Origin of the sequence: Pseudomonas hamedanensis (genome assembly GCF_014268595.2) — a bacterium.
In the GTDB taxonomy this organism is placed as follows: Bacteria; Pseudomonadota; Gammaproteobacteria; order Pseudomonadales; family Pseudomonadaceae; genus Aquipseudomonas; species Aquipseudomonas hamedanensis.
Map to the genome: position 1 here is coordinate 1,818,761 of NZ_CP077091.1, position 23,558 is coordinate 1,842,318.

Below are 23,558 nucleotides of genomic sequence, written 5' to 3' on the forward strand. Positions count from 1 at the left end.
TTTGCAAAAATTGTAGAACGTACAACCACGCACCACGGCCTGTCTCCATACTGCGCAAGAAGTTGCGCGGCATGTCGTAATATTTCAGGGGAAATCCTCTGCAGCCCGCGTGCTTAAAGGCCTATAGCCAACTTCTTGCGCACTTTTGCCCAAACCACGGCCAAACATCCTACGTTTAGCGGTCGACCTCAGCTCAACCCCCGCCTCACGGGCGCCTCACCAAACCCGGCACGCTCGTTGATAACCGTTCAGCCACCCACCGGGCGATTTCGCCTCCGGGGCCTTAACTTTATTCCGCAAGGAGAGCACCCCATGGCAACACCAGCGTACATGTCGGTTACCGGCGAAAAACAAGGCCTGATCACTGCCGGCGCCTTCACCGCCGACTCCGTTGGCAACACCCACCAGGAAGGTCACGAAGACCAGGTCATGGTTCAGGCGTTCACCCACGACGTGATCATCCCGCGTGACCCGCAATCCGGTCAGCCAACCGGTCAGCGCGTACACAAGCCAGTTGTGATCACCAAGGTCTACGACAAGGCTTCGCCTCTGCTGCAAGCCGCACTGACTTCCGGCGAGCGCATGAGCGAGATCGTTATCCAGTGGTACCGCACTTCGGCGCAAGGCACCCACGAGCACTACTACACCACCAAACTGGAAGACGCGATCATCGTCGCCATCAAACAAAATGCACAACTGCCAGGATCCAGGCAACGCGCACTTCACCCACCTGGAAAAAGTACAGTTCACTTACCGCAAAATCACTTGGACCCACGAAATATCCGGTACTTCGGTTCCGATGACTGGCGTGCTCCAGTCGTTTAATTACGGCTGGAGAATCATCTTCTCCCAGCACCACCCCTACCCTTGCAGACTTCAGCGTGAAGACTGGAGAAGTCACCCCTCTGGCGGTCGTCGAGTCGAAGCTAGATTTTTATGTTGGACCGTCCGGACCGGACTCGACCTTACCTTCGATGGCATATCGATACATGAGCTACAAGAACGCTGACGGAACCGGAAATACTCATGCGCAGAACACGATCAATACCGGCGACGCACGACTGTCGTATTTCGGATCCAGGAAATGTGAGACGGAAAAAGCTGCAATGGAAGCTTTTCAGGTGCGAGCGCCGAACCATGTTACTCCAGCTGACCCGGATCCCGTGTGGAGTGATGGTCGTCTTCGCTTGAAGTTTGACACGCTCCAACTCTACAAAGATGGCGTACCCAACGCTACAGTATCTTACGAGCCCGGTGGGAAAGGTCCAAACCTGGAACCGTTCACCAAAGCGTGCCCTGAGTACGGTTCGGGTGGTGCGCAGCAACTCATCCCAACCGGGTACCACCACTATCATCAAAGCAGATGAAGTCACGATTTTGCCGGAGAAGTAACGATGCTTACCGATCTAGAGGCGCGCGTAGCGCTCAAAAAACTGATTGAAAAATACCTCAAGGGAAGAGACCCGGATTACGACCGCCTGATCGAAATTATCCAGGACTCTTCGCGGCAAGTTCCGATTAGAGGTGTGTTTGAGGACATTAGGCGGTACAACAAAGTCCAGTACACGCAGCAGGAGCTGGAGCTAACCGACGACCTTCTGTACATGTATGGCTGAGACGAAACGTACTAGTAGCGGGAGTACGGTTGATAATGAGCGCCTTCGATCTGCGCCCATACAAGCTTAGCTAGCGCAGCGCAAGCCTGTTGGCTCATTGTGCCCCCAATAGGCAGCTCATCGCTATCTGCGGCCTCAACGGCGTCCCGTCAACGCGCGCGTAACATGACAGCGGCGCGAACGCGCTGAACGCCAAACACCGTCATCCGCAGGAACTCCTCATGGCTCACTGGCAAGTGCTGACAGTCCAGACTGCGTTTCAGCTTGCTGTGATCGACATCTGGATCATGCAGATAAACCAAGTCCTCGTCGCAACCGGTGATGATGACCCAGTGAGGCGCTTTCAAACGGGTGAATCGGTAGCTACTGATCAACACCACAGGTTTGTAGCCCGCCTTCAGCGCAGCGGCAATGTCCAGAGTTGACGCCAGAACCTGGTCAACTGTCGTTGTGGCCAAGTCCTGCGCGAAGCCGTCCTCGACCAGCTGCATGATCGCTTTTTTTTCTGCGCTGCGTACGCCATGCAAGAAAAGCGAGCCCTCATGACTGACCTCCAGACGCACATCGAAACCGCGCCGCCAGGCCGCCAACGCCAAACCTCGAGGACTGCAGCCACCGTGCCCTCCTGTCATGAAAACGGTGGTCGCCTCGCGCCAGAGTTGTATCTCCTCCGAGCGACTCATGGTACGGCTCGCGTCGATCGCTGCCATGGCCATTAGCAGACACGCAGCGCCGCAGGTGAAATCGGTGGTCTGCGGGTAATAGGGCACCTGGCGTGCGGGGGTTGGAGCATCACACAGGATGCGTTTCTCGTAGCGCAACGCCTCAGCGTGATCTTCGTAGTAGTTCTCGACGATTGCGAATCGATGGAACCCATTTGCTTCGTAGAGCCGAATGGCGGCGGGGTTATCAGCGCGCACCTCCAGCCGCAGCCATGCGCAATTGCGCGCTAACGCGCAGGCCTGGGCTTCATCCAGCAGACGCTGGCCAAGGTTATGCCCTCGCCATGCGGGGCTGACGGCAATGGAATACAAGCGTCCAAGCGAAGTGCCTCGGTGAAAAAGCACCAAGGCATATCCGGCCAGTTTTTCGCCCGAGGTGGCGACGATCAGAGATGCATTGGCTCGACTGAGCATCCAGCTGAAGTTGCGCTGATTCAATCGGTCAAGCGTAAAACATTCCTGCTCCAATTCGACCAGATCGTCGATATCGTCCATCGATGCAAAGCGAAAATCAAAAGACATGGCAACACCGTAATTTTTGAGTAACGAACCGGGACAGGCCGAGGAGCCCGTGATTTATTGAAGCGGCGTCTTCTTCAACAGGGATCCATTACTCATGTCAGCGGTGCAAGCCAACGTGAACGAAGTATTAGACAAAACCGAGCATTCGACAATCTCCCTCAGCGAGGAACCTCCCAGTCTCAAACACTCAGGGAGTCGACTGCTGATCCTCGTGGAGCGGAAGGACGACTGGGCCGATTACTTACCCAGCGAGAGCCTGATGCTCGCTCAGGACTACCTTGAACACAGTGATGATTTTCCTCACCGTACCCAAGTCATCAACCTCTGCCGCAATTACAAATACCTCGGCCAGGGTTACTACTGCTCATTGCTGGCCGAGGCCCGCGGGCAGAAGGTTTTCCCCTCGGTACGCACCGTCAGCGAGTTGGCACGCAAAGCGCTTTACGGCGTCGGGCTGAATGATCTTGAGCGTACCCTGGAGGGAGCGCTGGCAAACCATCCCTACGGCGAAACCGAAGCCTTCACGCTCTCGTTGTACTTCGGCAAGGCGTCGATTGAACCGCTGCAAGAGATCGGTCGCCAACTGTTCGAGGCCTTCCCCTGCCCCATTCTGCTGGTGGAATTTCGCAGGGGTGAGACGTGGCAGATCGCAGGTATCAAAGCCGGGGCGCTGCACAAGCTTCGGGACGAACAACAGCATGTCTTCGCTGACGCGCTGGATGCCTTCAACCGCAGGACTTGGCGACAGCCTGCATCCAAACGCGTTGCCCGATACGACCTGGCCATCCTGCATGATCCTGCTGAGGCGCTACCACCTTCCAATCCGATGGCATTGGAGCGCTTCATCGACGCCGGCAAACAACTGGGTATCGATGTCGAGCTGATCGAGAAAAAGGATTATGCGCGCCTCGCTGAATTCGACGCGCTGTTCATTCGCGAAACGACACGAGTGGATGATCACACCTATCGGTTTGCGAAAAAGGCTGAAAGCGAAGGACTCGTGGTCATTGACGATCCGTCGTCAATTCTGCGATGCACCAACAAGGTTTACCTGGCCGACTTGCTGAAGCGTCGAGGTCTGGGCATGCCGGCAACGGAGATACTCTACAAGGATCGTCCCCAGGAGCTTGAGAATGTCGGGCGTCGTCTGGGTTTCCCTTTGGTGCTGAAGATTCCCGATGGTTGTTTCTCACGAGGCGTCATCAAAGTCATCGACGCGCAAGCATTGGCCACTGCTGCCCAGGAGTTGTTCGAGCACTCCGTGCTGCTGCTTGCCCAGAAGTATTGCTACACCGAATACGATTGGCGCGTCGGTGTGCTCAACGGCGAGGCGCTTTACGCGTGTAGATACTTCATGTCCAAAGGGCATTGGCAGATTTACAACCACAAGGCGGCTTCTGGGGAAATCAACGGGATGTGCGAGGCGGTGCCCGTGGATCAAGCCCCGCCCGAAGTCGTACTGCTTGCCGTACAAACGGCCCGCCTCATCGGGGATGGGCTCTACGGCGTCGACCTCAAGCAGGCAGGTGATCGGGTACTGGTAATCGAAGTGAACGACAACCCTAACCTGGACGCCGGCATCGAGGACGCAGTGCTTGGAAACGAACTCTATCTGCGTGTACTCCATGCCTTCACGCAAAGGCTGGAACTGAAACACCGTGGCCAGGCGTGGTGACCGATGATTGAAGGTTACTCTATCCAGTCTGGCTCCCTGCGCTGCGCATCAAAAGAGGGTGCGAGCATTTGGCTGTCTGTCGCCCCGGACGCAGCCGAACAATCCGAGTTACAGAGATGCGTGGGCATTGGCGCTCAAGCGATCGAATCGTCCCTGGATCCTGATGAGGTGGCCCGAATCGAAATCAAACCAGATCAACTGTTCCTGATCTGGAAGCGCCCGGAAAGCTTTGATGGGCGAGCATTCAACGTCTCTTCGTTCGGCGTGGTGTTGAGTGAAAAGCGGCTGGTGGTGATTTGTGCGAGCAACTCGCTGCTCTCCAGCCTTGAGCACGATCGGCAAATGACTGGGCCGCTGGACGTGCTGATGGCGTTGCTCGCTGAAAGCGTTCATCACTACCTGGGTCATTTGCGCGTGGTCAAACAGATTGCCCGGGAGATTCAACATCCGTTCACCCGGGCAATGGACAACCAGCAGCTGGCGCAGATGTACAACCTGAGCGAAAGCCTCGTGTACTACGTGAATGCGATTCAGAGTAACGGAGCCGTTCTGACCCTGCTGAGAAACCACGGCCAGCGACAAGGCTTCAGTGACAGCCAACTGGATTCGTTAAACGACCTGATTGTGGAAAACGAACAAAGCTATCAGCTGGCCAAAATTCACGCGAAGGTGTTCGCCAACCTGATCGAGTCGCACGGCAACCTTGCGAACAACAGCATGAATCGGGCCTTGCGCAAGCTCACGCTCATCAATGTCGTGTTTCTTCCGTTGAACCTCATCGCCGGCATTGGTGGGATGTCGGAATTCAGCATGGCGACGTCCGGTATTCCATGGTGGGTCTCTTTTCCCGCGCTGATCGCATGCATGGGAGTCGTGGGTGCGGGAATGGTTTTCGCATTACGGCGAATGGCCTAACGAGGCCGCTATTTATAAATGTGCATTCGCTCAGGAGCAACCGATGCAATCTTCGGATATCGGTATGTTAATGCTGGTTGTAATCGCGGTTGTGGGTAGTCTGATCAGTATTCTCGACCATCGATCACAGTTCAAAGCCGACAAGCCCAAGCTACCTGTGAAAGACAAGGCCATCCGTATCAGCCCCCGGGAGCACTAAGGATTAACAATCAGGCCCGACGAAGCCGATGCTATCGCTCCCTCAGACTTTAAAAACCATAACCGGCTAGGAAGTAACTCAGGCCTCGGGTTCACCACAAGTTCTGCCTTATTCCTCTCCGTCTGAGAACGAGGATATCTGGGGGAAATTGACCGTAAACGTGGTGCCTCCTTCAGCAGTCGAGTGCACGGAGATATCGCCGCCGTGGGCCATAGCGATTTCCCGGACGATAAAGAGACCAAGTCCCACGCTACGGTGCTGACCATCCTGGTCTGAACCACGGGTCATCGGTTCGAAAAGCTTGGGCCGAGCAGACTCAGGAATCGCTGGGCCGAAGTTGTGAACCGAAATGCTCGCGCGGTTAACATCAAGGCTGGAGAGGACAGTGATCGGTTTTGTCAGGTCGCCGTAAGCCGCACTGTTGGCGACCAAGTTGCCAATGATCTGTTGTATGCGGTCAGAGTCGAGTTCGACACCTCCCCGCCCAACCGATTGATGCTTAAGATCGGCATCCGGAAAGGCCACCTGTAGCTCTGCGATGCTCTGAGCCACCACTGAATGCAAGGCAATGGCTGAACGCGAAACGGATATACCTCGTCCGACTCTGGCCAAGGCAAAATCCAGAAGATCAGCGATCATTCGATGCGCCCGATCGGTTGAGCTGCTGATATGGCTCAACATCAGCTTTTCTTTGCCGTCAGGCATTTTCCGACCGAGAATCTCTGCCGCCATTTTGATAGCCGTCAGCGGGTTCTTGAGGTCATGGCTGACGATCGCGACCATTTGCTCAGCGAATACCGCGCGACGCTGAGCTTTTTCATAAGCTTTGTTCAATTGCGTCTGCGCTTGCGACAATGCTGCTTCAGCAGCTACTTTATTCGCGAGAAGACCTTCTGCGAGTTGCCGAGCTTTCAATAGCTCACGTTCGTACTTATCCCGGTCGGTGGTGCAGAACAACGCCAACTGATAAACAACGCCGGACTCGAGCTGCTGACGAACGCCATTGAGGAGCATGGAAATTGTGGTCTTGTCTCGGTGAACTAGATCCAGTTTCACCTCGGCCACCGAACCTTGCATTTGGATCAGCGGCGACCAATGAGTTTGGTGAAAAATTCGTCCGCCGATCGTAAGCAGGTCTTGAAAGCGCCGGCCCTCCAGATCGGTCTTTTCCCAACCGATCCAGGTACAAAAAGTTTTATTGGCACGCAGGATGCTGCCGTCTTCCCGAGTCACGATCTGGCCGCACGGCGCATCGTCAAACAGCGACTGTTGATCGGGAATCAGGGACGTTTCACCGGCCATCGTCGCCTTCCGTCCAACGCGAAAGGAAACTGTCCATAGCTTCGGAGCATGCGCTTGGGACACTCATATGAGGACAGTGACCGACATTGGCAACTAGACAGAGGGTGCTATTGGGCAGGATCTGATGCAGGTACTCACCTACGGCGACAGGAGCGATGATGTCATCCGTGGACTGCAATATTAGTGTCGGAGTTTCTAAACCGATTACGTCATCCCGGTTATCCGACATGAACGTCACTCGGGCAAATTGCTTTGCGATCTCCGGATCAGTACGGCAAAAGCTATTCGTCAGCGTCTCACCAAGAGCTGGTTGCCCGGGAGCGCCCATGATGACGGGTGCCATGGTGCTCGACCAGCCGAGATAATTGCTGTCGAGGGTATCCAGCAACGAGCGGATGTCCTCGAGCTTAAATCCTCCGACGTAATCCCCGGAGTCGACATAGCAAGGTGAGGGCCCAATCATCACGTGAGCATTGATGCGGCCCCTATGAGCTCTATCTGTCAATGCGCCGATCATGGCACTGACGGAGTGACCGACCACTATGACTGGGCCGATAGCGAACTCATCGATGATTTCAGCCAGATCTTGCGCGTACCCGTCTAGTGAACTGTATTTTTCCGGGTCATAAGCCGTGAGATCAGACTGTCCCGCACCAACAAGATCATAAAGGACGACCCTGAAGCGATTGGTAAAATGGTCGACGAGGTAACACCACATGGTTTGATCGCAGCCAAACCCGTGGGAAAAGACCAACGTAGCCGAGCCATCGCCTACTACTTTTACGTTATTGCGATACTGGACAGACATGCGGGACGCTCCGAATGACCCGAAGGACTTTCAGGCGCAGCGCGCAGTGTAGACGGCTGCGCACTGCGCGTCACCGCGTAGGGCTCTCTCAACACGAAAGTTCAGATTCGAACCTAACGGCTACGGGCCCTCAACAGATCGACTACATCTCCACTTGAGTACCCAGCTCGATGACCCTGTTGAGGGGTAACTTGAAGTATTTAAGGTTACTGTTCGCGTTCTTTAGCAAGAACGCAAAAAGGCTTTCCCGCCAACGCGCCATGCCGATTCGTTTGGTAGGAATAACGGTCTCTCGGCTCAAAAAATACGTTGTGCGCATTGGCCTGAAATCAAGGTCAGCCAGGTGGCAAAGACTCAATGCCAGAGGAACGTCAGCTTCCTCCATAAAACCGAAGTGAAGACTCACTCGGAAAAAACCTTCACCATAAGCCTCTACCTCGAACCTATGCTCAGGACGGACGCGCGGGCTGTCTTCAGACACGACGGTTAGGAGTACCACTTGCTCATGCAAGACCTGGTTATGCAGCAAATTGTGCAGCAGCGCGTGAGGTACGGCATCGGCCCTGGCTGTGAGAAAGACTGCTGTTCCTTGCACTCGATGTGGAGGCTGCGAGCGAATGCTGCTGATGAACAAGGGCAAAGGAAGCGCGGTTTCATCCAGCCGCTCAACAATGATTTTTCGACCCCGCTTCCAAGTGGTCATCAGAATGAAAAGAGCAACACCGGCAATGACCGGGAATGCACCGCCCTGAAAAATTTTCGGAGCGTTGGCCGCAAAGTACAAGCTGTCGACGAGCAAGAAGCCAAGCAGCATCGGGATTGCCAGCCAGCGCGGCGTTTTCCATAGCAGCAGGACGACAGCCGAAGACAGGATCGTTGTGATCAACATGGTGCCTGTCACCGCGACTCCATAAGCGGCAGCCAAGGCGCTGGATGACTCGAACCCGATCACCAGCAGTACAACACCGACCATCAAGGCCCAGTTAACCGTGCCGATGTAGATCTGCCCCTGTTCCTGGCTGGAGGTGTGCTGGACAAACATTCGAGGCACGTACCCGAGCTGGATAGCCTGACGCGTCAGTGAGAAGGCGCCGGATATCACGGCTTGAGAAGCAATGATCGTGGCCAGCGTCGAAAGCCCGACCATAGGCAGCAGCGCCCAATTCGGCGCAAGCAAATAGAACGGATTACGTACCGCCTCAGGATTCTCAAGAATCAAAGCACCCTGGCCGAAATAATTCAGAACCAGTCCTGGGAGCACCAGGATGAACCAGGCCCGGGAAATGGGTTTTCGACCGAAATGCCCCATGTCGGCATACAGCGCTTCGGCACCAGTGAGCGCCAGAACAACAGCGCCCAATATTGCCACACCTATTCCCGGATGACTGACAAAGAACTGCAGCGCCCATGCGGGATTGAGCGCTTGCAGCACCTCCGGGCGCTGCAAAATTCCGTAGATTCCGAGCGCACCCAACACGACAAACCACAGCACCATGACCGGGCCAAACAGGATGCCGATACGAGCCGTGCCATGCTTCTGAATTAGGAACAGACCCACCAGCACGATGACCGAGATCGGCACGACCCAATGCTCGATCCCATCAAATGCCAGTTGCAACCCTTCTACCGCAGACAGCACAGAAATAGCTGGGGTGATCATGCTGTCACCGTAGAAAAGCGCTGCACCGAACAAACCGAGCAGTACGAGCACCTTACTCATATGCGGATAAGGCGTAGCCGCACGGCGGGCCAATGCAGTCAACGCCATGATGCCGCCTTCGCCCTGGTTGTTCGCCCGAAGGATGAACAGCACGTACTTGATCGAGACCACCCAGATAAGTGACCAAAAGATCAACGACAGAATGCCCAGCACGCCATCGTGGTTAGCCTGGACACCGTAGTGACCGGCAAACACTTCCTTAAGCGTGTAGAGGGGGCTGGTGCCAATATCTCCATACACCACCCCGACCGCAGCGACGAGCAAGCCCACTCCTGATGTCTTGCGATGGGCATCTTCAATTGCATGGGTCGCTGTTTCGCTCACTTTCTACGTCTCGAATATTGAGGGCCGAAAACGCATTCCGTGAGGTTTCAAGGCCGTGTGGACTTCACCGAAACTGCCATCAGATTCAAATGAGTAATAAAGGCTGTAGTCCTTGCACAGCTAAGTGATCACTCTTTCTGAACGGCCTGCGAACGACCTGCACCATCTCTGCCCCCTTAATGCAGCATCGATCAAACCGAGAAGTTCAGGGGGTTTAACCGAAAAAGGTAAGGGTTGCGAGGCACAAAATCACTGTCAATTTTGCCGACCAGTATCGTTGTGAGTAACGGAATTCACCGTAAAGAAAACGTAAAATTCTTCACGGCTTTGCACATAAAAAGTCCGCCAAGTAATGCATGAACTCCTACGAATACAGTGACGATTCCACCGAGAGCCAGTCGATTTGTAGGCGTAAAAAGAACTAAAAATAAAAAGGGGTCGCGAGATAAAATCTCGCAACCCCTTGAATTATATGGTCGGGACGGAGTGATTCGAACACTCGACCCCTAGCACCCCATGCTAGTGCGCTACCGGACTGCGCTACGCCCCGACTGATGTTGCATGTGTTCTTCAGCTTCGAAGAACGCTCAAGAATATATCGCAAGCGTTTGAAAACTGGAAGTATTCAAACGCAGCTTTTTACTTCTTGAGCACTACCAGTACGTCTTCCAGCTCGGCAATCATCTGCCGAATCATTTGTTTGTACTGGGTGGTGTCGTCTTTGGCTTCGTCGCCGGACAAGCGCAGACGTGCGCCGCCGATGGTGAAACCCTGATCGTAAAGGAGCGCGCGGATCTGCCGGATCATCAGCACGTCCTGGCGCTGATAATACCGGCGGTTTCCGCGGCGTTTGACGGGGTTTAGCTGAGGAAACTCCTGCTCCCAGTAGCGCAGCACGTGTGGCTTTACGGCACACAGCTCGCTGACTTCACCGATGGTGAAGTAGCGTTTGCCCGGGATGACGGGTAGTTCGTCGTTATGACTTGGTTCCAGCATAAGCCTCAACTCGGGCCTTCAACTTCTGCCCTGGACGAAAGGTGACCACACGGCGAGCCGTGATCGGAATTTCTTCCCCCGTTTTCGGGTTGCGGCCAGGCCGCTGGCGTTTGTCCCGAAGGTCGAAATTGCCGAAACCGGACAATTTGACCTGCTCGTTGTCTTCAAGAGCGTGCCTGATTTCCTCGAAAAACAGTTCGACCAATTCCTTGGCTTCCCGCTTGTTCAGGCCCAGCTCTTCATACAGACGTTCCGCCATCTCAGCTTTCGTCAAAGCCCCCATACGTCACTTCCTTAACGTGGCGTTCAACCTTTGTTCGAGCGAGGTGAGGATATTTTGCGTCGTCGAATTCACCTCATCGTCATTAAGAGTGCGCGATGGATGCTGCCAGGTCAAGCCAACTGCAAGGCTTTTTCTATCAGGATCAATGCCTTTACCCTGATACACGTCAAACAGCCTGAGATCTGTGAGCCATTCGCCTGCATTTTCACGGATTACGTCCAGTACCGCCGCGGACGCGACCTCTTTGTGCGCAATCAGTGCAAGGTCACGACGCACTTCAGGAAAGCGCGACAACTCGTGGAATTTCGGCATTTTACCGAGTGCCACTTCCGCCAGAACCAGCTCGAAAACGAACACAGGACGGTCCAGACCCAACGCTTTCGACAGCTCAGGGTGAATGGCGCCAATGAAACCCACTTCGCGACCTTCGCGTTCGATGCGCGCGGTTTGACCCGGGTGCAGCGCCGGATGTTTGCCCGGTGCGAAGGTGAACGAATCCAGTGCGCCTGCGAAGCCCAGCACCGCTTCCACGTCGGCTTTGACGTCGAAGAAATCAACGGTGTCGCGACCTTGCGCCCAGCCTTCCGGCAGACGGCTACCGCAGACAACACCGGAGAGCATCGGCTCTTGCTTCAAACCTTCGAGCTGACCGACAAAGCGCAGACCGCTCTCGAACAGACGCACGCGATCCTGTTGACGGTTGAGGTTGTGCTGCAATGCCTTGACCAGACCCGGCCACAGCGACGAGCGCATGGCGGCCATGTCATTGGAGATCGGATTGGCCAGCAGCAGCGGCTCGACGCCCGGGTTGAACAGTTCGAACTGCTTCGGATCGATGAAGCTGTAGGTGATCGCTTCCTGATAACCACGTGCTACCAACAGGCGACGCAGCTCAGGCAGATCGCTACGCGCTTCAGCCTTGGCTTGTGGCGCCAGACGCGCTTGCGGGTAACGAACCGGCAGGCGGTTGTAGCCGTACAGACGGGCCAGCTCTTCGATCAGGTCGACTTCCAGGCTGATATCGAAGCGATGGCTTGGCACTTCTACGCGCCACTGCCCTGCCCCCTCGGCACTGATGGTCAGACCCAGCGCGCCGAGCAGACGCTCGACCTGCGCCGAATCCATCTCCATGCCGAGCATCTGCGTGATGCGCTGGGCACGCAAAGTGATCGGTGCGATCGACGGCAGATGCGCCTCGCTGACGGTTTCGATGATCGGGCCAGCTTCGCCACCGGTGATGTCCAGCAGCAGGCCAGTGGCGCGCTCCATGGCTTCACGGGCCAGTTGCCAGTCGACGCCACGCTCGTAGCGGTGCGACGCGTCGGTGTGCAGGCCATAGGAACGGGCCTTGCCCGCCACAGCGATCTGATCGAAGAACGCCGATTCAAGGAATACGTCGCGCGTGGTCGCAGACACACCGCTGTGCTCGCCGCCCATGACACCGGCAATCGCCAGCGCGCGGGTGTGGTCGGCGATGACCAGCGTATCGCTGCGCAGGCTGACTTCCTGACCGTCGAGCAGTACCAGCTTCTCGCCGTCTTCGGCCATGCGCACACGGATGCCGCCATTGATCTCGGCAAGATCGAAGGCGTGCAACGGCTGACCCAGCTCAAGCATCACGTAGTTAGTGATGTCAACGGCCGCATCGATGCTGCGCACGTCGGCGCGACGCAGACGCTCAACCATCCACAGCGGCGTTGGTTTGGACAGGTCAACATTGCGGATCACGCGCCCCAGGTAACGCGGGCATGCGGCAGGCGCCAGCACTTCGACCGGACGCACTTCGTCGTGTGCGGCCGGGACGGCATTTACGACCGGACGAGTCACCGGGGCGTCATACAGCGCGCCGACTTCGCGGGCCAGACCAGCGAGGGACAGGCAGTCGCCACGGTTCGGGGTCAGGTCGACCTCGATGCTGGCGTCTTCCAGGTCCAGATACACGCGGATGTCTTCGCCCACCGGCGCATCGGCCGGCAGCTCCATCAGACCATCGTTGCCTTCGCCAATCTGCAACTCGGCTTGCGAGCACAGCATGCCGTTCGACTCAACGCCACGCAGCTTGGCCTTCTTGATCTTGAAATCGCCTGGCAGCTCGGCACCGATCATGGCGAACGGAATCTTCAGGCCCGGGCGCACGTTTGGCGCACCGCACACGACCTGGAAGGTTTCCGCGCCATTGCTGACCTGGCACACGCGCAACTTGTCGGCATCCGGGTGTTGCTCGGTGCTCAGCACCTCGCCCACCACCACGCCACTGAATACACCGGCGGCCGGAGTGACGCTATCGACCTCAAGACCGGCCATCGACAGACGGGCAACCAGCTCGTCGCGATTTACCTGCGGGCTAACCCAGCCACGCAGCCATTGTTCACTGAATTTCATCCTGCTCTCCTAAGAATTCGTTACGACTAGCGAAATTGCGCGAGGAACCGCAAGTCGTTGTCGAAGAACAGACGCAAGTCGTTCACGCCGTAACGGAGCATGGCCAGACGCTCGACGCCCATGCCGAAAGCAAAGCCGGAAAATTCTTCCGGATCGATGCCAGACATGCGCAGCACGTTCGGGTGAACCATGCCGCAGCCCATCACTTCCAGCCAGCCGGTCTGCTTGCAGACGCGGCAGCCTTTACCGCTGCACATCACGCACTCCATATCGACTTCAGCGGAAGGTTCGGTGAACGGGAAGTACGAAGGACGGAAACGCACGGCCAGTTCTTTCTCGAAGAACACCCGCAGGAACTCTTCGATGGTGCCTTTGAGATCGGCAAAATTGATGTCGCGATCGACCAGCAGGCCTTCAACCTGATGGAACATCGGCGAATGGGTGATATCGGAGTCGCTGCGGTACACACGGCCTGGGCAGACGATGCGGATCGGCGGCTGTTTCGATTCCATGGTGCGGACCTGGACCGGCGAGGTATGGGTGCGCAGCAACATGTTGGCATTGAAATAGAAGGTGTCATGCATCGACCGGGCCGGGTGATGGCCTGGGATGTTGAGCGCTTCAAAGTTGTGATAATCGTCTTCGACCTCAGGGCCTTCGGCGATGCCGTAGCCGATGCGGGTGAAGAACTGTTCGATACGTTCCAGAGTCCGGGTGACCGGATGCAGACCACCGGAGGTCTGGCCACGGCCCGGCAATGTCACGTCGATGGATTCGGCGGACAGTTTGGCAGCCAGTTCGGCTTCTTCAAACAGCGCCATGCGCGCATTGAGAACGCCTGTAACACGCTCCTTGGCAACGTTGATCAGGGCGCCGACTTGCGGACGCTCTTCTGCTGGCAAATTCCCCAGGGTCTTCATCACCTGAGTCAATTCGCCCTTCTTGCCAAGGTATTGAACCCGGATTTGCTCCAGGGCATTGATGTCTTCAGCGCTTTGCACAGCCTCTAGTGCTTGAGAGACCAGCGCATCCAGGTTTTCCATGTACAGACTCCAGATACAAAATAGGGGAAGAGCTTGAAGGCTCTTCCCCTATTTATGACGTTTAACACCTGACCCCACAGAGGTGAGGCCGGGTGACTGTCGGGGGTACTTAAGCCAAGGTGGCTTTAGCTTTCTCGACAATCGCAGCAAACGCCGCTTTTTCGTTCACTGCCAGATCAGCCAGAACCTTACGGTCGATCTCGATGGACGCTTTTTTCAGGCCAGCGATGAAACGGCTGTAGGACAGACCGTTAACACGAGCACCAGCGTTGATACGAGCGATCCACAGAGCGCGGAACTGACGTTTTTTCTGACGACGGTCACGGTAGGCGTATTGGCCTGCCTTGATTACCGCTTGCTTGGCAACACGGAATACGCGGGAGCGTGCGCCGTAGTAGCCTTTAGCAAGTTTCAGAATTTTTTTGTGACGCTTACGGGCAATGACGCCACGCTTTACACGAGCCATGAGTTACTTCCTCTATTCTTGACTAAATTAACGAAGGCGCAGCATGCGCTCGACTTTTGCCACGTCAGACGGATGCAGCAAGCTGCTACCGCGCAGTTGACGCTTACGCTTGGTCGACATTTTAGTCAGGATGTGGCTCTTGAAAGCGTGCTTGTGCTTGATGCCGTTAGCAGTTTTCAGAAACCGCTTGGCAGCACCACTTTTGGTTTTCATTTTTGGCATGTTCGGATACTCCGCATTCAGTTGATAAACATAATCAGAAGGCCTGCCGTGCCCTGTTGATTACTTCTTCTTTTTCGGGGCGATGACCATGATCAGCTGGCGTCCTTCCATCTTAGGATGCTGTTCGACCGAACCGTACTCGAGCAGGTCTTGTTCAACCCGCTTGAGGAGTTCCATCCCCAGCTCCTGGTGGGCCATCTCACGGCCGCGGAATCGCAAGGATACCTTGGCCCTGTCCCCGTCACTCAGGAAACGTACCAGGTTGCGCAGTTTTACCTGGTAATCCCCTTCCTCCGTCCCTGGACGAAACTTGATTTCTTTAACCTGAATCTGCTTCTGGTTCTTCTTCGCTGCAGCAATCTGCTTCTTCTTTTCGAAGATCGACTTGCCGTAGTCCATCACCCGGCAAACAGGCGGGACTGCGTCTGCGGAAATTTCCACCAGATCAAGCTTTGCTTCTTCAGCGATACGAAGCGCTTCATCAATCGAGACGATGCCAATCTGCTCGCCATCAGCGCCAATTAACCGAACCTCGCGTGCCGAGATATTCTCGTTGATCGGGGCTTTCGGTGCAGCTCGTTTATCTTGTCTCATTTCACGCTTAATAATAATTACTCCGAATCTGGGCGACCACGCCGGGAAACCGCTTGCGCGAGAAACTCAGCGAATTCGGCGACGGGCATCGAGCCCAGGTCAGCACCTTCACGAGTACGCACAGCGACAGTCTGCATCTCGACTTCCTTATCTCCGATAACCAAAAGATAGGGAACCTTGAGCAAAGTATGCTCGCGGATTTTAAAGCCGATCTTTTCATTTCTCAAGTCGGACTTGGCACGAAATCCGCTTTCGTTGAGAGTTTTTTCGACTTCTGCAACAAAATCTGCCTGTTTATCAGTGATATTCATGATCACCGCCTGGGTTGGCGCCAGCCAGGCCGGGAAAGCACCTTCGTAGTGCTCGATCAGAATCCCGACGAAACGCTCGAAGGAACCGAGGATCGCACGGTGCAGCATCACAGGGTGTTTGCGGCTGTTGTCTTCGGAGACGTATTCAGCGCCCAAACGGACAGGCAGGTTAAAATCGAGCTGCAAGGTACCACATTGCCAGACGCGACCGAGGCAATCTTTCAGCGAGAACTCGATCTTCGGACCGTAGAAAGCGCCCTCGCCCGGCTGCAGATCGTACGGCAAGCCCGCAGAATCAAGGGCTGCGGCCAATGCGGCTTCAGCGCGATCCCACAGCTCGTCGGAACCGACGCGTTTTTCCGGACGAGTGGACAGTTTCATCTCGACCTCGGTGAAGCCGAAATCGCGATAAACGTCCATGGTCAGCTTGATGAACGCGGCGGATTCGGCCTGCATCTGCTCTTCGGTGCAGAAGATGTGGGCATCGTCCTGAGTAAACGCACGTACACGCATGATGCCGTGCAACGCACCTGACGGCTCGTTACGGTGGCAGGCACCGAATTCGGCCAGACGCATCGGCAGCTCGCGGTAGCTCTTCAGGCCTTGATTGAACACCTGCACGTGGCACGGGCAGTTCATCGGCTTGATGGCGTAATCGCGGTTTTCCGACTGAGTGGTGAACATGTTGTCGGCGTAGTTGGCCCAGTGCCCGGATTTCTCCCACAGGCTGCGGTCAACGACTTGCGGCGTCTTGATCTCGAGATAGCCGTTGTCGCGCTGGATCTTGCGCATGTACTGCTCGAGCACCTGGTACAACGTCCAGCCGTTCGGGTGCCAGAACACCATGCCCGGGGATTCTTCCTGGGTGTGGAACAGGCCCAGGCGCTTGCCGATCTTGCGATGATCGCGTTTTTCGGCTTCTTCGATGCGCTGGATGTACGCTGCCAGTTGCTTCTTGTCGGCCCACGCGGTGCCGTAAACGCGCTGCAATTGCTCGTTTTTGGCATCGCCGCGCCAGTAGGCGCCGGACAGCTTGGTCAGTTTGAAGGATTTCAGGAAACGCGTGTTCGGCACGTGCGGACCGCGGCACATGTCGACGTATTCTTCGTGGTAGTACAGACCCATGGCCTGCTCGTTCGGCATGTCTTCGACCAGACGCAGCTTGTAGTCTTCGCCGCGGGCCTTGAACACCTCGATCACTTCGGCGCGCGGAGTGACTTTCTTGATAACGTCGTAATCTTTCTCGATCAGCTGCTGCATGCGCTGCTCGATGGCCGCCATGTCTTCCGGCGTGAACGGACGCTCGTAGGCGATATCGTAATAGAAGCCTTCGTCGATGACCGGACCGATGACCATCTTCGCGGTCGGGTACAGTTGCTTGACTGCGTGGCCGACCAGGTGAGCGCAAGAGTGGCGAATGATCTCCAGCCCCTCTTCATCCTTTGGCGTAATGATTTGCAGGGTCGCATCGCTGCTGATGATGTCGCTGGCGTCGACCAGTTGGCCATTGACCTTGCCGGCGAGCGTTGCCTTGGCCAGGCCTGCACCGATGGATGCGGCGACCTCGGCTACGGAAACCGGGTGATCGAATGAACGTTGACTGCCGTCGGGAAGAGTAATAGTTGGCATGGCGCCTCCTCTCCTAGTGGTGACCCCTACCAAAGGTCACGTGGGTTGGGATGAGCCAGTACAAGATCCGATCCAGGCCATTCAATGACGAACGCCTGCCTTACAGCGGCAGGAGCCTTGCGGCCAACCGGAAAACCGAACCAGAGTGACTGGGATTCAAATCGGGAAATAATTCGCACGCCGACCGCACCGGGACTGAAGGTCATCCGCTGCCTGAGAACGCTTGAGCCCGGCATGCTAGCACAGATGAGCGGTCGCTTACGCCCTGATTTAGCAGAAGGCGGATTGTCCGTTTTTATGCCAGAGTGCTGAACTTGAAAGGCCCTTGCACCCTCAGATAACAAGACATTGACCCACAAGGAGCATCCTCGCATGCGTCTGAAAAGCTTATTCGCCGTCGTCGCCCCCGTCGTTCTGCTGCTGCCACTGAGCGCCCATGCCGACTGGCCGAAGGGCGAGCGCGAGAAGTACATGGCCCAGTGCACCCAGGCGGCCACCCAACAAATCGGCGCTGCCGCCGCGAAATCTCACTGCGCTTGCGGTGCTGATGCCATCAAGTCCTATCCGGCCAGCGATATCCAGGCGCTGATGGACAACAAGGCCACCCCTGAGCTGCAACAGAAAGCCCTTGGCCAGATCGCCAAATGCAAGGCAAATCCCCCAGCGAAAAAGTAAGAAAACGGAGCTTCCTGATCGGCTAAAAGCTGAAAAAAAATGCTGGAAATGAAGGTATTCAGACGATTTATGCAGGTTTTACAGGTTTTTTTATCGCCTTTACGTTTCGCTGCAGGCCTTTCAAACCGGGGCTTTCAGCAGAAACAGGCGGTAAAGAAAACACGACTGATTGGCAAACAGCACGTCCGGGGGGCTACCAAAGCGAACATTTCGACTATGATACCCGGGTGTGCCCAGTTGGCCTGAGCAGCACAGCACTACTGAAAATATATGTTTCTTGGAGATACACCATGTCTAATCGCCAAACCGGCACCGTTAAATGGTTCAACGATGAAAAAGGCTTCGGCTTCATCACTCCTACAGGTGGCGGTGACGACCTGTTCGTACACTTCAAAGCTATCGAAAGCGACGGTTTCAAAAGCCTGAAAGAAGGCCAGACCGTTTCCTTCGTGGCTGAGAAAGGCCAAAAGGGTATGCAAGCTGCACAGGTTCGCCCAGAGTAATTTCTCGGCGCACTAAAAAAACCCCGTCCATGTGACGGGGTTTTTTATGCCTGCAACGAAAGCGGTCTACGATCAGCCGCAGTTGACGCGAGTCACCACCAGATTGTTGTCGGTGTTGAGATTCAGCCGATCGGAACGATATTCCAGGGTGATCATATCGGTTGGCTTGAGGAAGCGTGCGTTCTGTGCGCCGGCCTTGGCCCGCGCCTCCTCCAGCAGTTGCGGCGATGCCTTTTTACCAATGGTGAACTCTGCCGCCGTCGCTTCACAGCGGCTGTGACCGGATTCGGATGCCACTGGATCCTTGGCTGACTCGCTGGAGGTCGTGGAACAACCCGCCAACATGGCAGCAGCCATCAATGCACCCAGTATCGCGAACTTCAAAGGCATGAAGCCTCCTTGTTTTAAATGGTTAAGCTGAGATCGTGCGACCGCCAATCCGGCGTTTGGTTTCCCGGCGAGTGCCATCACCCTGCCCCACGATCGAAAAACGCCGAGTGTGCCTGAGCCTTGCCCGACTCTTTATCAAACAATCGTGACTGAATATTAACGACGCTCAATAAACGTCGATATAGTCAAACGGTGGATGCGGCCAGTTGTCTTTGAGCGCGTTGTAAATCTGCATCACCCAGACTTCATCGCTGGCAGCGACCTTGCCCACATAGCCCGAGCCCTTCGCCCACGTTTCGAGGCGAAACAGCAGACCGTCGATCTCTTGTCCACCGGTCACGGTGGACAAATAGGCGATGCCACCTTTGGTCACGCGCAACTGGGTGTGCTCGTCATCGCTGGCTGAGGCCAGTAGCTGGCGTACAGCAGCGATTGTCAGGCCATCGGGATCATTCAGATCGATTTGCACAACAGGGTCCTCGGAAAACCGGAAAAGACCAAGTGTCGCATAGCGCTCCGTTCATGCCTAAGTCGCAGTGCCAAATGTCGCGCAAAATGGTTAACTCGAAAACAGACCTCCTGACCTTTCGAGCCTCTCATGACCAGCCTCCACATCGACGCCGCCATTAACGCCAAATGGGCGGACGGACACAGTTCTTACAGCCCCGGCACGACGGAAGAGCTGGCGCTGATCGGTATCGATTTATTGGTCAAGGAGCTGGGAGTAAAGGCAGCGCAGCAATTTATCAATCAGGCATTTGAACGATACACGACCGTACAGGCCGAACAGACGCAGTAAAAACCCGCAAGCAAACGCCTGCGGGTATCAGCTTATTTCAGACGCTTCAGACGCTCGGTCAGCAGATCAAAGAATCCCTGGGCGTCGCCATTCTCGACCCAGAACGCATTCTTCGGCGCTTTCAAACCGTCGTACCAGTCAACGATCGTTTGACCGAATGTCGGCCCTTCCCGGCTGTCCACGACGACATTGACCGATCGCCCGGTGAACAACTCAGGCTTGAGCAGATAAGCCACGACCGTCGCGTCATGCACCGGGCCACCTGGAATACCGTAGTGCTCCATATCGCCCTTGATGTATTCATTGAGGATGCCACCGACAATCTTGCTCGCATTGTTGTTCAGCGCGGCAATCTGCTTCAGGCGCGCGTCACTGGTGAGGATCTTGTGCGTCACGTCCAGCGGCAGATACGTCAGCTTCACGCCACTCTTGAGCACCACCTCAGCCGCCTGCGGATCAGCAAACAGGTTGAATTCAGCCACGGGGGTGATGTTGCCACCGTTGAAATGCGCCCCGCCCATGATTACCACTTCCTTGATGCCCTGGACGATCTCGGGCTCCTGGATCAGCGCCAGTGCCAGGTTGGTTTGCGGGCCGAGCATGGCAATAGTGATGCTGTGTGGTTTGGCGCTTTTGAGCGTATCGATCAGATAGTTGACCGCACTGCCTTGCGCGAGGCCTTTTTTCGGTTCGTGAACCGTGACACCCGACAAACCTTCCTTGCCATGAATGTTCTCGGCATAGATCGGCGTGCGCATCAGCGGCTTCGGCGCGCCAGCGTAAACCGGCACGTCTTCGCGCCCCGCCCACTCCCGCGCCAGGCGCGCGTTGCGCGAAGTCTTGTCGAGGCGCACGTTGCCAGCCACGGTGGTCAAGGCACGAATATTCAGCTCGTCGGGCGAGGCCAGAGCGAACAGCAAGGCGACCACGTCGTCAGCGCCCGGATCGGTATCGATGATCAAATCGATTTTTTCCGCCGCCTGAGCGCCGGTCGCGGTTATCACGGACAAAAGCAGCAGGCTCCGGATCAGGTGATGGATTTTTTCAGCATAGCGTTGCATGGCGCATTCCTTGTGCAGTTGAAAATCGAAATCAGAATGTAACCCCGGCGACCAGGACGATGTTGCAGTACGGCTGACATTCGCCTGTACGAATAATCGCCCGTGCCTGTCGGCTGAGCACTTTGATCTGCTCGTGAGTGAGCATATCGCGACGTCCCAGTGCGCCTTCGGCATTCAATGCCTCCAGCGTAGTCAGCGCCGTCGGCTGCTTGTCGAAGATCTCCTTGGCCAGCGCATGGCTCTCGACCTGCATCTCGCTGAGCACGACCTTCAGCGTGCTGACGAAATCCGGGACACCGTGCGTCAGGGCCAGATCGATCAATTCGACTCCCGGCGGCACCGGCAGCCCGGCGTCGCCGATGACCACCCTGTCGCCATGACCCAAAGAGGCGATCAGGCGCGATAGCGCGATGTTCAGCAGAGGTGTTTTTTTCATGCGGGTTTAAACCCCTGAACGTCGGATAAGCATGGAATGGACGGCTGCGCACCTGCGCGAGTGACCGACAGCGCAGCGGCGATTTGTCCGTAGCGGATAGCCTCGGCCTCGGAACTGCCAGCTGCGAGCGCAGCAGCAAAACCACCAACAAAGGTGTCGCCAGCCGCCGTGGTATCGACCGCCTTCACTTTCGGCGCAGGGAAATGTTCGAAGCCCTTGCCGTTGGCGAACAGCGAGCCCTCTGCACCGAGGGTGACGATAACCTTGCTCGCGCCCATGGCGAGCAGGTGGCTGGCAGCCTTTTCGGCCGTTTGCAACGAGTCGACCGGCAGGCCGCTCAATGCGGCCGCTTCACTCTCGTTGGGAATCAGATAATCGATGGCGGCAAACCAGTCTGCCGGCAGTGGTCGGCTCGCCGGTGCCGGATTGAGAATCACCGTCTTGCCAAGTGCACGTGCGCGCTTGAGCGCGTGCCCCACCGTGGCATCCGGGATTTCCAACTGGCAGATCACCACATCGGCGTCCTGCAACATCGCATCGAACCGGTCAATCACCGCTGGCGTCATCGCTGCGTTGGCGCCGGCAACAATCACGATAGCGTTCTGACTGTTGTCATCGACCACGATCAGCGCCACGCCACTGGAACCCTCGACAACGCTAACGGCCTGGCAATCGATCTGCTCGGCCAGCAGCGCATCACGCAACTGCACACCGTAATCGTCAGAGCCGACGCAACCGACCATCGCCACTTGCGCCCCGAGGCGCGCCGCGGCCACGGCCTGGTTGGCGCCCTTGCCACCGGACACGGTGGTGAAAGAGTGACCGATCAGCGTTTCACCGCCTGTCGGCAGCCGTGGCGCCCGGGTGACCAGGTCCATGTTCAAGCTGCCTATTACCACTACATTTGCTGGCATACATCACTACTCGTCAATTCGGTTTCAGCGGTATTCGGTGAACACGCCGGACTGCGGCGCAGTGGATTCGCGCAAGACAATACTCGGGGTCACGATCCGCTGATCAGTGCCCAGATTCGGCGTAGCAATCCTTCGTAACAAGACTTCAGCTGCCATTTCTCCCAGTTGCAGGATCGACTGGCCAACTGTGGTCAGCGCCGGATAAACGTAGCGGCTCATCTGGATGTCGTCGAAGCCGATCACTGACAGCTCGGCCGGTACCCGCACGTTACGTTCGGCCGCTGCGCGCAACACGCCGATGCCGATCATGTCGTTACCGGCAAAAATCGCACTGGGCGGATTGCTTTCAAGCAGCCGGGCCGCGGCGTTGTAACCGCCGGTGCTGGTAAAGTCGCTCTCCAGCATGCGCTCCGCGCGCGCCTCGATGCCTGCCTCTTTCAGCGCTCGGCAGTATCCGGCCTGACGCATTTGCGCCACGCTGGTACTCGCCGGACCACCAATAGTGGCGATGTCGCGGTGGCCTAACTCGAGCAGGTGACGTGTCGCCAGATAAGCGCCGTACTCGTGGTCGATGCGCACCAGATCGGCATTCACACCTTCCAGGCCACGGTCGACAATCACCATCGGTGTTTTCACGCCCGCCAGCCCCTCCGCCAGGCTACTGTCACCGCCGGCGGAGGCAACGATCAGGCCGTCGATGCGTTTTTCCAGCAACACGCGCAAATAGCTGCGCTGTTTTTCCGGGTTGTCGTCGGAGTTGCAAAGGATCACGCAGTAGCCGTTTCGCTCGCAATAATCCTCGATACCCCGGGCCAGTTCGGCGAAGTACGGGTTGAGACTGTTGGGCACCAGTAAGCCGATGGTGGCCGTGGTCTTGGCTTTCAGCGAACGGGCCACCGCGCTGGGCACATAATCGAGACTCTTGATCGCGGCCTCGACTTTCAAACGCACCTCCTGACTGACCGGCCGGGTGTTGTTCACCACGTGGGACACGGTCGTGTAGGAAATGCCTGCGAGTGCCGCTACATCCTTGATCGTTGCCATCGTTATC

General features: G+C 56.4%; 24 protein-coding genes, 1 tRNA gene and 1 pseudogene. 7 read left to right on the plus strand and 19 right to left on the minus strand.

Annotation, left to right across the window (positions count from 1 at the left end; translation table 11 throughout):
* Positions 1-312 precede the first annotated feature (312 nt).
* Positions 313-825 (plus strand): annotated as a pseudogene (locus HU739_RS07790) (Hcp family type VI secretion system effector).
* Positions 826-1,394: 569 nt separating this feature from the next.
* A complete protein-coding gene (locus tag HU739_RS07795; RefSeq protein WP_186552443.1) occupies positions 1,395-1,616 on the plus strand; it encodes a hypothetical protein in 222 nt (73 codons plus the stop codon).
* Positions 1,617-1,765: 149 nt separating this feature from the next.
* Here the strand turns inward: HU739_RS07795 and HU739_RS07800 are convergent, their stop codons facing one another.
* Entirely contained in the window at positions 1,766-2,860 is a 1,095-nt protein-coding gene (locus tag HU739_RS07800; RefSeq protein ID WP_217844308.1) for a GNAT family N-acetyltransferase/peptidase C39 family protein, read from the minus strand.
* Between the two features lie 94 nt (positions 2,861-2,954).
* On the opposite strand from HU739_RS07800, the gene HU739_RS07805 reads away from it, so the two are divergent.
* Positions 2,955-4,535, plus strand: coding sequence for a RimK family protein (locus tag HU739_RS07805; RefSeq protein ID WP_217844309.1), 1,581 nt, complete (start codon positions 2,955-2,957; stop codon positions 4,533-4,535).
* Positions 4,536-4,538: 3 nt separating this feature from the next.
* Positions 4,539-5,450, plus strand: a complete 912-nt coding sequence (locus HU739_RS07810; RefSeq protein WP_186551920.1) for a magnesium transporter CorA family protein — start codon at positions 4,539-4,541, stop codon at positions 5,448-5,450.
* Positions 5,451-5,757: 307 nt separating this feature from the next.
* Here the strand turns inward: HU739_RS07810 and HU739_RS07815 are convergent, their stop codons facing one another.
* From HU739_RS07815 to thrS, 12 genes are all read right to left on the minus strand, one after another.
* Complete coding sequence (locus tag HU739_RS07815) at positions 5,758-6,951, minus strand: PAS domain-containing sensor histidine kinase (RefSeq protein WP_186551922.1); 1,194 nt, start codon at positions 6,949-6,951, stop codon at positions 5,758-5,760.
* On the minus strand, positions 6,941-7,759 hold the full coding sequence (locus HU739_RS07820; RefSeq protein WP_186551923.1) for an alpha/beta fold hydrolase: 819 nt from the start codon (positions 7,757-7,759) through the stop codon (positions 6,941-6,943). Before HU739_RS07820 ends, HU739_RS07815 begins: the two co-directional genes overlap by 11 nt.
* A 142-nt stretch (positions 7,760-7,901) precedes the next feature.
* A complete protein-coding gene (locus HU739_RS07825) occupies positions 7,902-9,803 on the minus strand; it encodes a potassium transporter Kup (protein ID WP_186551924.1) in 1,902 nt (633 codons plus the stop codon).
* Between the two features lie 473 nt (positions 9,804-10,276).
* Positions 10,277-10,353 (minus strand) — tRNA-Pro (locus HU739_RS07830).
* 89 nt (positions 10,354-10,442) lie between these two features.
* Positions 10,443-10,799: a MerR family transcriptional regulator gene (locus tag HU739_RS07835; protein WP_003179985.1), complete on the minus strand. Its 357-nt coding sequence runs from the start codon at positions 10,797-10,799 to the stop codon at positions 10,443-10,445.
* Positions 10,780-11,082 (minus strand): integration host factor subunit alpha, encoded by a 303-nt coding sequence (gene ihfA, locus HU739_RS07840; RefSeq protein WP_002553164.1) that lies wholly within the window; start codon positions 11,080-11,082, stop codon positions 10,780-10,782. Before ihfA ends, HU739_RS07835 begins: the two co-directional genes overlap by 20 nt.
* A 3-nt stretch (positions 11,083-11,085) precedes the next feature.
* Positions 11,086-13,464, minus strand: coding sequence for a phenylalanine--tRNA ligase subunit beta (gene pheT / locus HU739_RS07845; protein ID WP_186551925.1), 2,379 nt, complete (start codon positions 13,462-13,464; stop codon positions 11,086-11,088).
* 26 nt (positions 13,465-13,490) lie between these two features.
* Positions 13,491-14,507 (minus strand): phenylalanine--tRNA ligase subunit alpha, encoded by a 1,017-nt coding sequence (gene pheS, locus HU739_RS07850; protein ID WP_186551926.1) that lies wholly within the window; start codon positions 14,505-14,507, stop codon positions 13,491-13,493.
* A 109-nt stretch (positions 14,508-14,616) separates the two neighbouring features.
* Entirely contained in the window at positions 14,617-14,973 is a 357-nt protein-coding gene (gene rplT, locus HU739_RS07855; RefSeq protein ID WP_002553161.1) for a 50S ribosomal protein L20, read from the minus strand.
* A 27-nt stretch (positions 14,974-15,000) separates the two neighbouring features.
* A complete protein-coding gene (rpmI, locus tag HU739_RS07860; protein ID WP_002553160.1) occupies positions 15,001-15,195 on the minus strand; it encodes a 50S ribosomal protein L35 in 195 nt (64 codons plus the stop codon).
* Positions 15,196-15,255: 60 nt separating this feature from the next.
* Entirely contained in the window at positions 15,256-15,807 is a 552-nt protein-coding gene (infC, locus tag HU739_RS07865; protein ID WP_169432615.1) for a translation initiation factor IF-3, read from the minus strand.
* Positions 15,807-17,729, minus strand: a complete 1,923-nt coding sequence (gene thrS, locus HU739_RS07870; protein WP_186551927.1) for a threonine--tRNA ligase — start codon at positions 17,727-17,729, stop codon at positions 15,807-15,809. The genes infC and thrS overlap by 1 nt, the downstream gene beginning before the upstream one ends.
* Positions 17,730-18,101: 372 nt before the next feature.
* Between thrS and HU739_RS07875 the strand changes: the two genes are divergently transcribed.
* Both HU739_RS07875 and HU739_RS07880 read left to right on the plus strand, forming a co-directional pair.
* Positions 18,102-18,404 (plus strand): hypothetical protein, encoded by a 303-nt coding sequence (locus HU739_RS07875; RefSeq protein WP_186551928.1) that lies wholly within the window; start codon positions 18,102-18,104, stop codon positions 18,402-18,404.
* Between the two features lie 290 nt (positions 18,405-18,694).
* Positions 18,695-18,907, plus strand: a complete 213-nt coding sequence (locus HU739_RS07880) for a cold-shock protein (protein WP_047229330.1) — start codon at positions 18,695-18,697, stop codon at positions 18,905-18,907.
* A gap of 72 nt (positions 18,908-18,979) precedes the next feature.
* Here HU739_RS07880 and HU739_RS07885 read toward each other — a convergent pair whose 3' ends face one another.
* Together HU739_RS07885 and HU739_RS07890 are read right to left on the minus strand one after the other, a co-directional pair.
* The gene (locus tag HU739_RS07885; protein ID WP_186551929.1) at positions 18,980-19,297 is read right to left on the minus strand and encodes an I78 family peptidase inhibitor; all 318 of its coding nucleotides are present in this window, start codon (positions 19,295-19,297) and stop codon (positions 18,980-18,982) included.
* Positions 19,298-19,463: 166 nt separating this feature from the next.
* Positions 19,464-19,766 (minus strand): hypothetical protein, encoded by a 303-nt coding sequence (locus tag HU739_RS07890; protein ID WP_186551930.1) that lies wholly within the window; start codon positions 19,764-19,766, stop codon positions 19,464-19,466.
* A gap of 129 nt (positions 19,767-19,895) precedes the next feature.
* Here HU739_RS07890 and HU739_RS07895 point away from each other — a divergent pair, with 129 nt between their 5' ends.
* Positions 19,896-20,096 (plus strand): hypothetical protein, encoded by a 201-nt coding sequence (locus tag HU739_RS07895; RefSeq protein ID WP_186551931.1) that lies wholly within the window; start codon positions 19,896-19,898, stop codon positions 20,094-20,096.
* Between the two features lie 32 nt (positions 20,097-20,128).
* Here the strand turns inward: HU739_RS07895 and HU739_RS07900 are convergent, their stop codons facing one another.
* From HU739_RS07900 to HU739_RS07915, 4 genes are read right to left on the minus strand one after another with little or no spacing between them, the layout of a single operon-like run.
* Positions 20,129-21,157 (minus strand): nucleoside hydrolase, encoded by a 1,029-nt coding sequence (locus HU739_RS07900; protein WP_186551932.1) that lies wholly within the window; start codon positions 21,155-21,157, stop codon positions 20,129-20,131.
* Between the two features lie 31 nt (positions 21,158-21,188).
* On the minus strand, positions 21,189-21,593 hold the full coding sequence (gene rbsD, locus HU739_RS07905) for a D-ribose pyranase (RefSeq protein WP_186551933.1): 405 nt from the start codon (positions 21,591-21,593) through the stop codon (positions 21,189-21,191).
* Positions 21,590-22,507 (minus strand): ribokinase, encoded by a 918-nt coding sequence (rbsK, locus tag HU739_RS07910; protein ID WP_186551934.1) that lies wholly within the window; start codon positions 22,505-22,507, stop codon positions 21,590-21,592. The genes rbsD and rbsK overlap by 4 nt, the downstream gene beginning before the upstream one ends.
* A gap of 24 nt (positions 22,508-22,531) precedes the next feature.
* A complete protein-coding gene (locus HU739_RS07915) occupies positions 22,532-23,551 on the minus strand; it encodes a LacI family DNA-binding transcriptional regulator (protein WP_186551935.1) in 1,020 nt (339 codons plus the stop codon).
* Between the last annotated feature and the right edge of the window lie 7 nt (positions 23,552-23,558).

Coding starts and splice junctions, on each gene's coding strand:
- ihfA (WP_002553164.1), bottom strand. CDS start 11,082: ATGGGGGCTTTGACGAAAGCTGAGATGGCGGAACGTCTGTATGAAGAG.
- HU739_RS07810 (WP_186551920.1), top strand. CDS start 4,539: ATGATTGAAGGTTACTCTATCCAGTCTGGCTCCCTGCGCTGCGCATCA.
- HU739_RS07875 (WP_186551928.1), top strand. CDS start 18,102: ATGCGTCTGAAAAGCTTATTCGCCGTCGTCGCCCCCGTCGTTCTGCTG.
- pheT (WP_186551925.1), bottom strand. CDS start 13,464: ATGAAATTCAGTGAACAATGGCTGCGTGGCTGGGTTAGCCCGCAGGTA.
- HU739_RS07885 (WP_186551929.1), bottom strand. CDS start 19,297: ATGCCTTTGAAGTTCGCGATACTGGGTGCATTGATGGCTGCTGCCATG.
- HU739_RS07835 (WP_003179985.1), bottom strand. CDS start 10,799: ATGCTGGAACCAAGTCATAACGACGAACTACCCGTCATCCCGGGCAAA.
- rbsK (WP_186551934.1), bottom strand. CDS start 22,507: ATGCCAGCAAATGTAGTGGTAATAGGCAGCTTGAACATGGACCTGGTC.
- pheS (WP_186551926.1), bottom strand. CDS start 14,507: ATGGAAAACCTGGATGCGCTGGTCTCTCAAGCACTAGAGGCTGTGCAA.
- HU739_RS07900 (WP_186551932.1), bottom strand. CDS start 21,157: ATGCAACGCTATGCTGAAAAAATCCATCACCTGATCCGGAGCCTGCTG.
- HU739_RS07815 (WP_186551922.1), bottom strand. CDS start 6,951: ATGGCCGGTGAAACGTCCCTGATTCCCGATCAACAGTCGCTGTTTGAC.
- HU739_RS07800 (WP_217844308.1), bottom strand. CDS start 2,860: ATGTCTTTTGATTTTCGCTTTGCATCGATGGACGATATCGACGATCTG.
- HU739_RS07795 (WP_186552443.1), top strand. CDS start 1,395: ATGCTTACCGATCTAGAGGCGCGCGTAGCGCTCAAAAAACTGATTGAA.
- HU739_RS07880 (WP_047229330.1), top strand. CDS start 18,695: ATGTCTAATCGCCAAACCGGCACCGTTAAATGGTTCAACGATGAAAAA.
- HU739_RS07895 (WP_186551931.1), top strand. CDS start 19,896: ATGACCAGCCTCCACATCGACGCCGCCATTAACGCCAAATGGGCGGAC.
- HU739_RS07820 (WP_186551923.1), bottom strand. CDS start 7,759: ATGTCTGTCCAGTATCGCAATAACGTAAAAGTAGTAGGCGATGGCTCG.
- thrS (WP_186551927.1), bottom strand. CDS start 17,729: ATGCCAACTATTACTCTTCCCGACGGCAGTCAACGTTCATTCGATCAC.
- rbsD (WP_186551933.1), bottom strand. CDS start 21,593: ATGAAAAAAACACCTCTGCTGAACATCGCGCTATCGCGCCTGATCGCC.
- HU739_RS07805 (WP_217844309.1), top strand. CDS start 2,955: ATGTCAGCGGTGCAAGCCAACGTGAACGAAGTATTAGACAAAACCGAG.
- rpmI (WP_002553160.1), bottom strand. CDS start 15,195: ATGCCAAAAATGAAAACCAAAAGTGGTGCTGCCAAGCGGTTTCTGAAA.
- HU739_RS07915 (WP_186551935.1), bottom strand. CDS start 23,551: ATGGCAACGATCAAGGATGTAGCGGCACTCGCAGGCATTTCCTACACG.
- rplT (WP_002553161.1), bottom strand. CDS start 14,973: ATGGCTCGTGTAAAGCGTGGCGTCATTGCCCGTAAGCGTCACAAAAAA.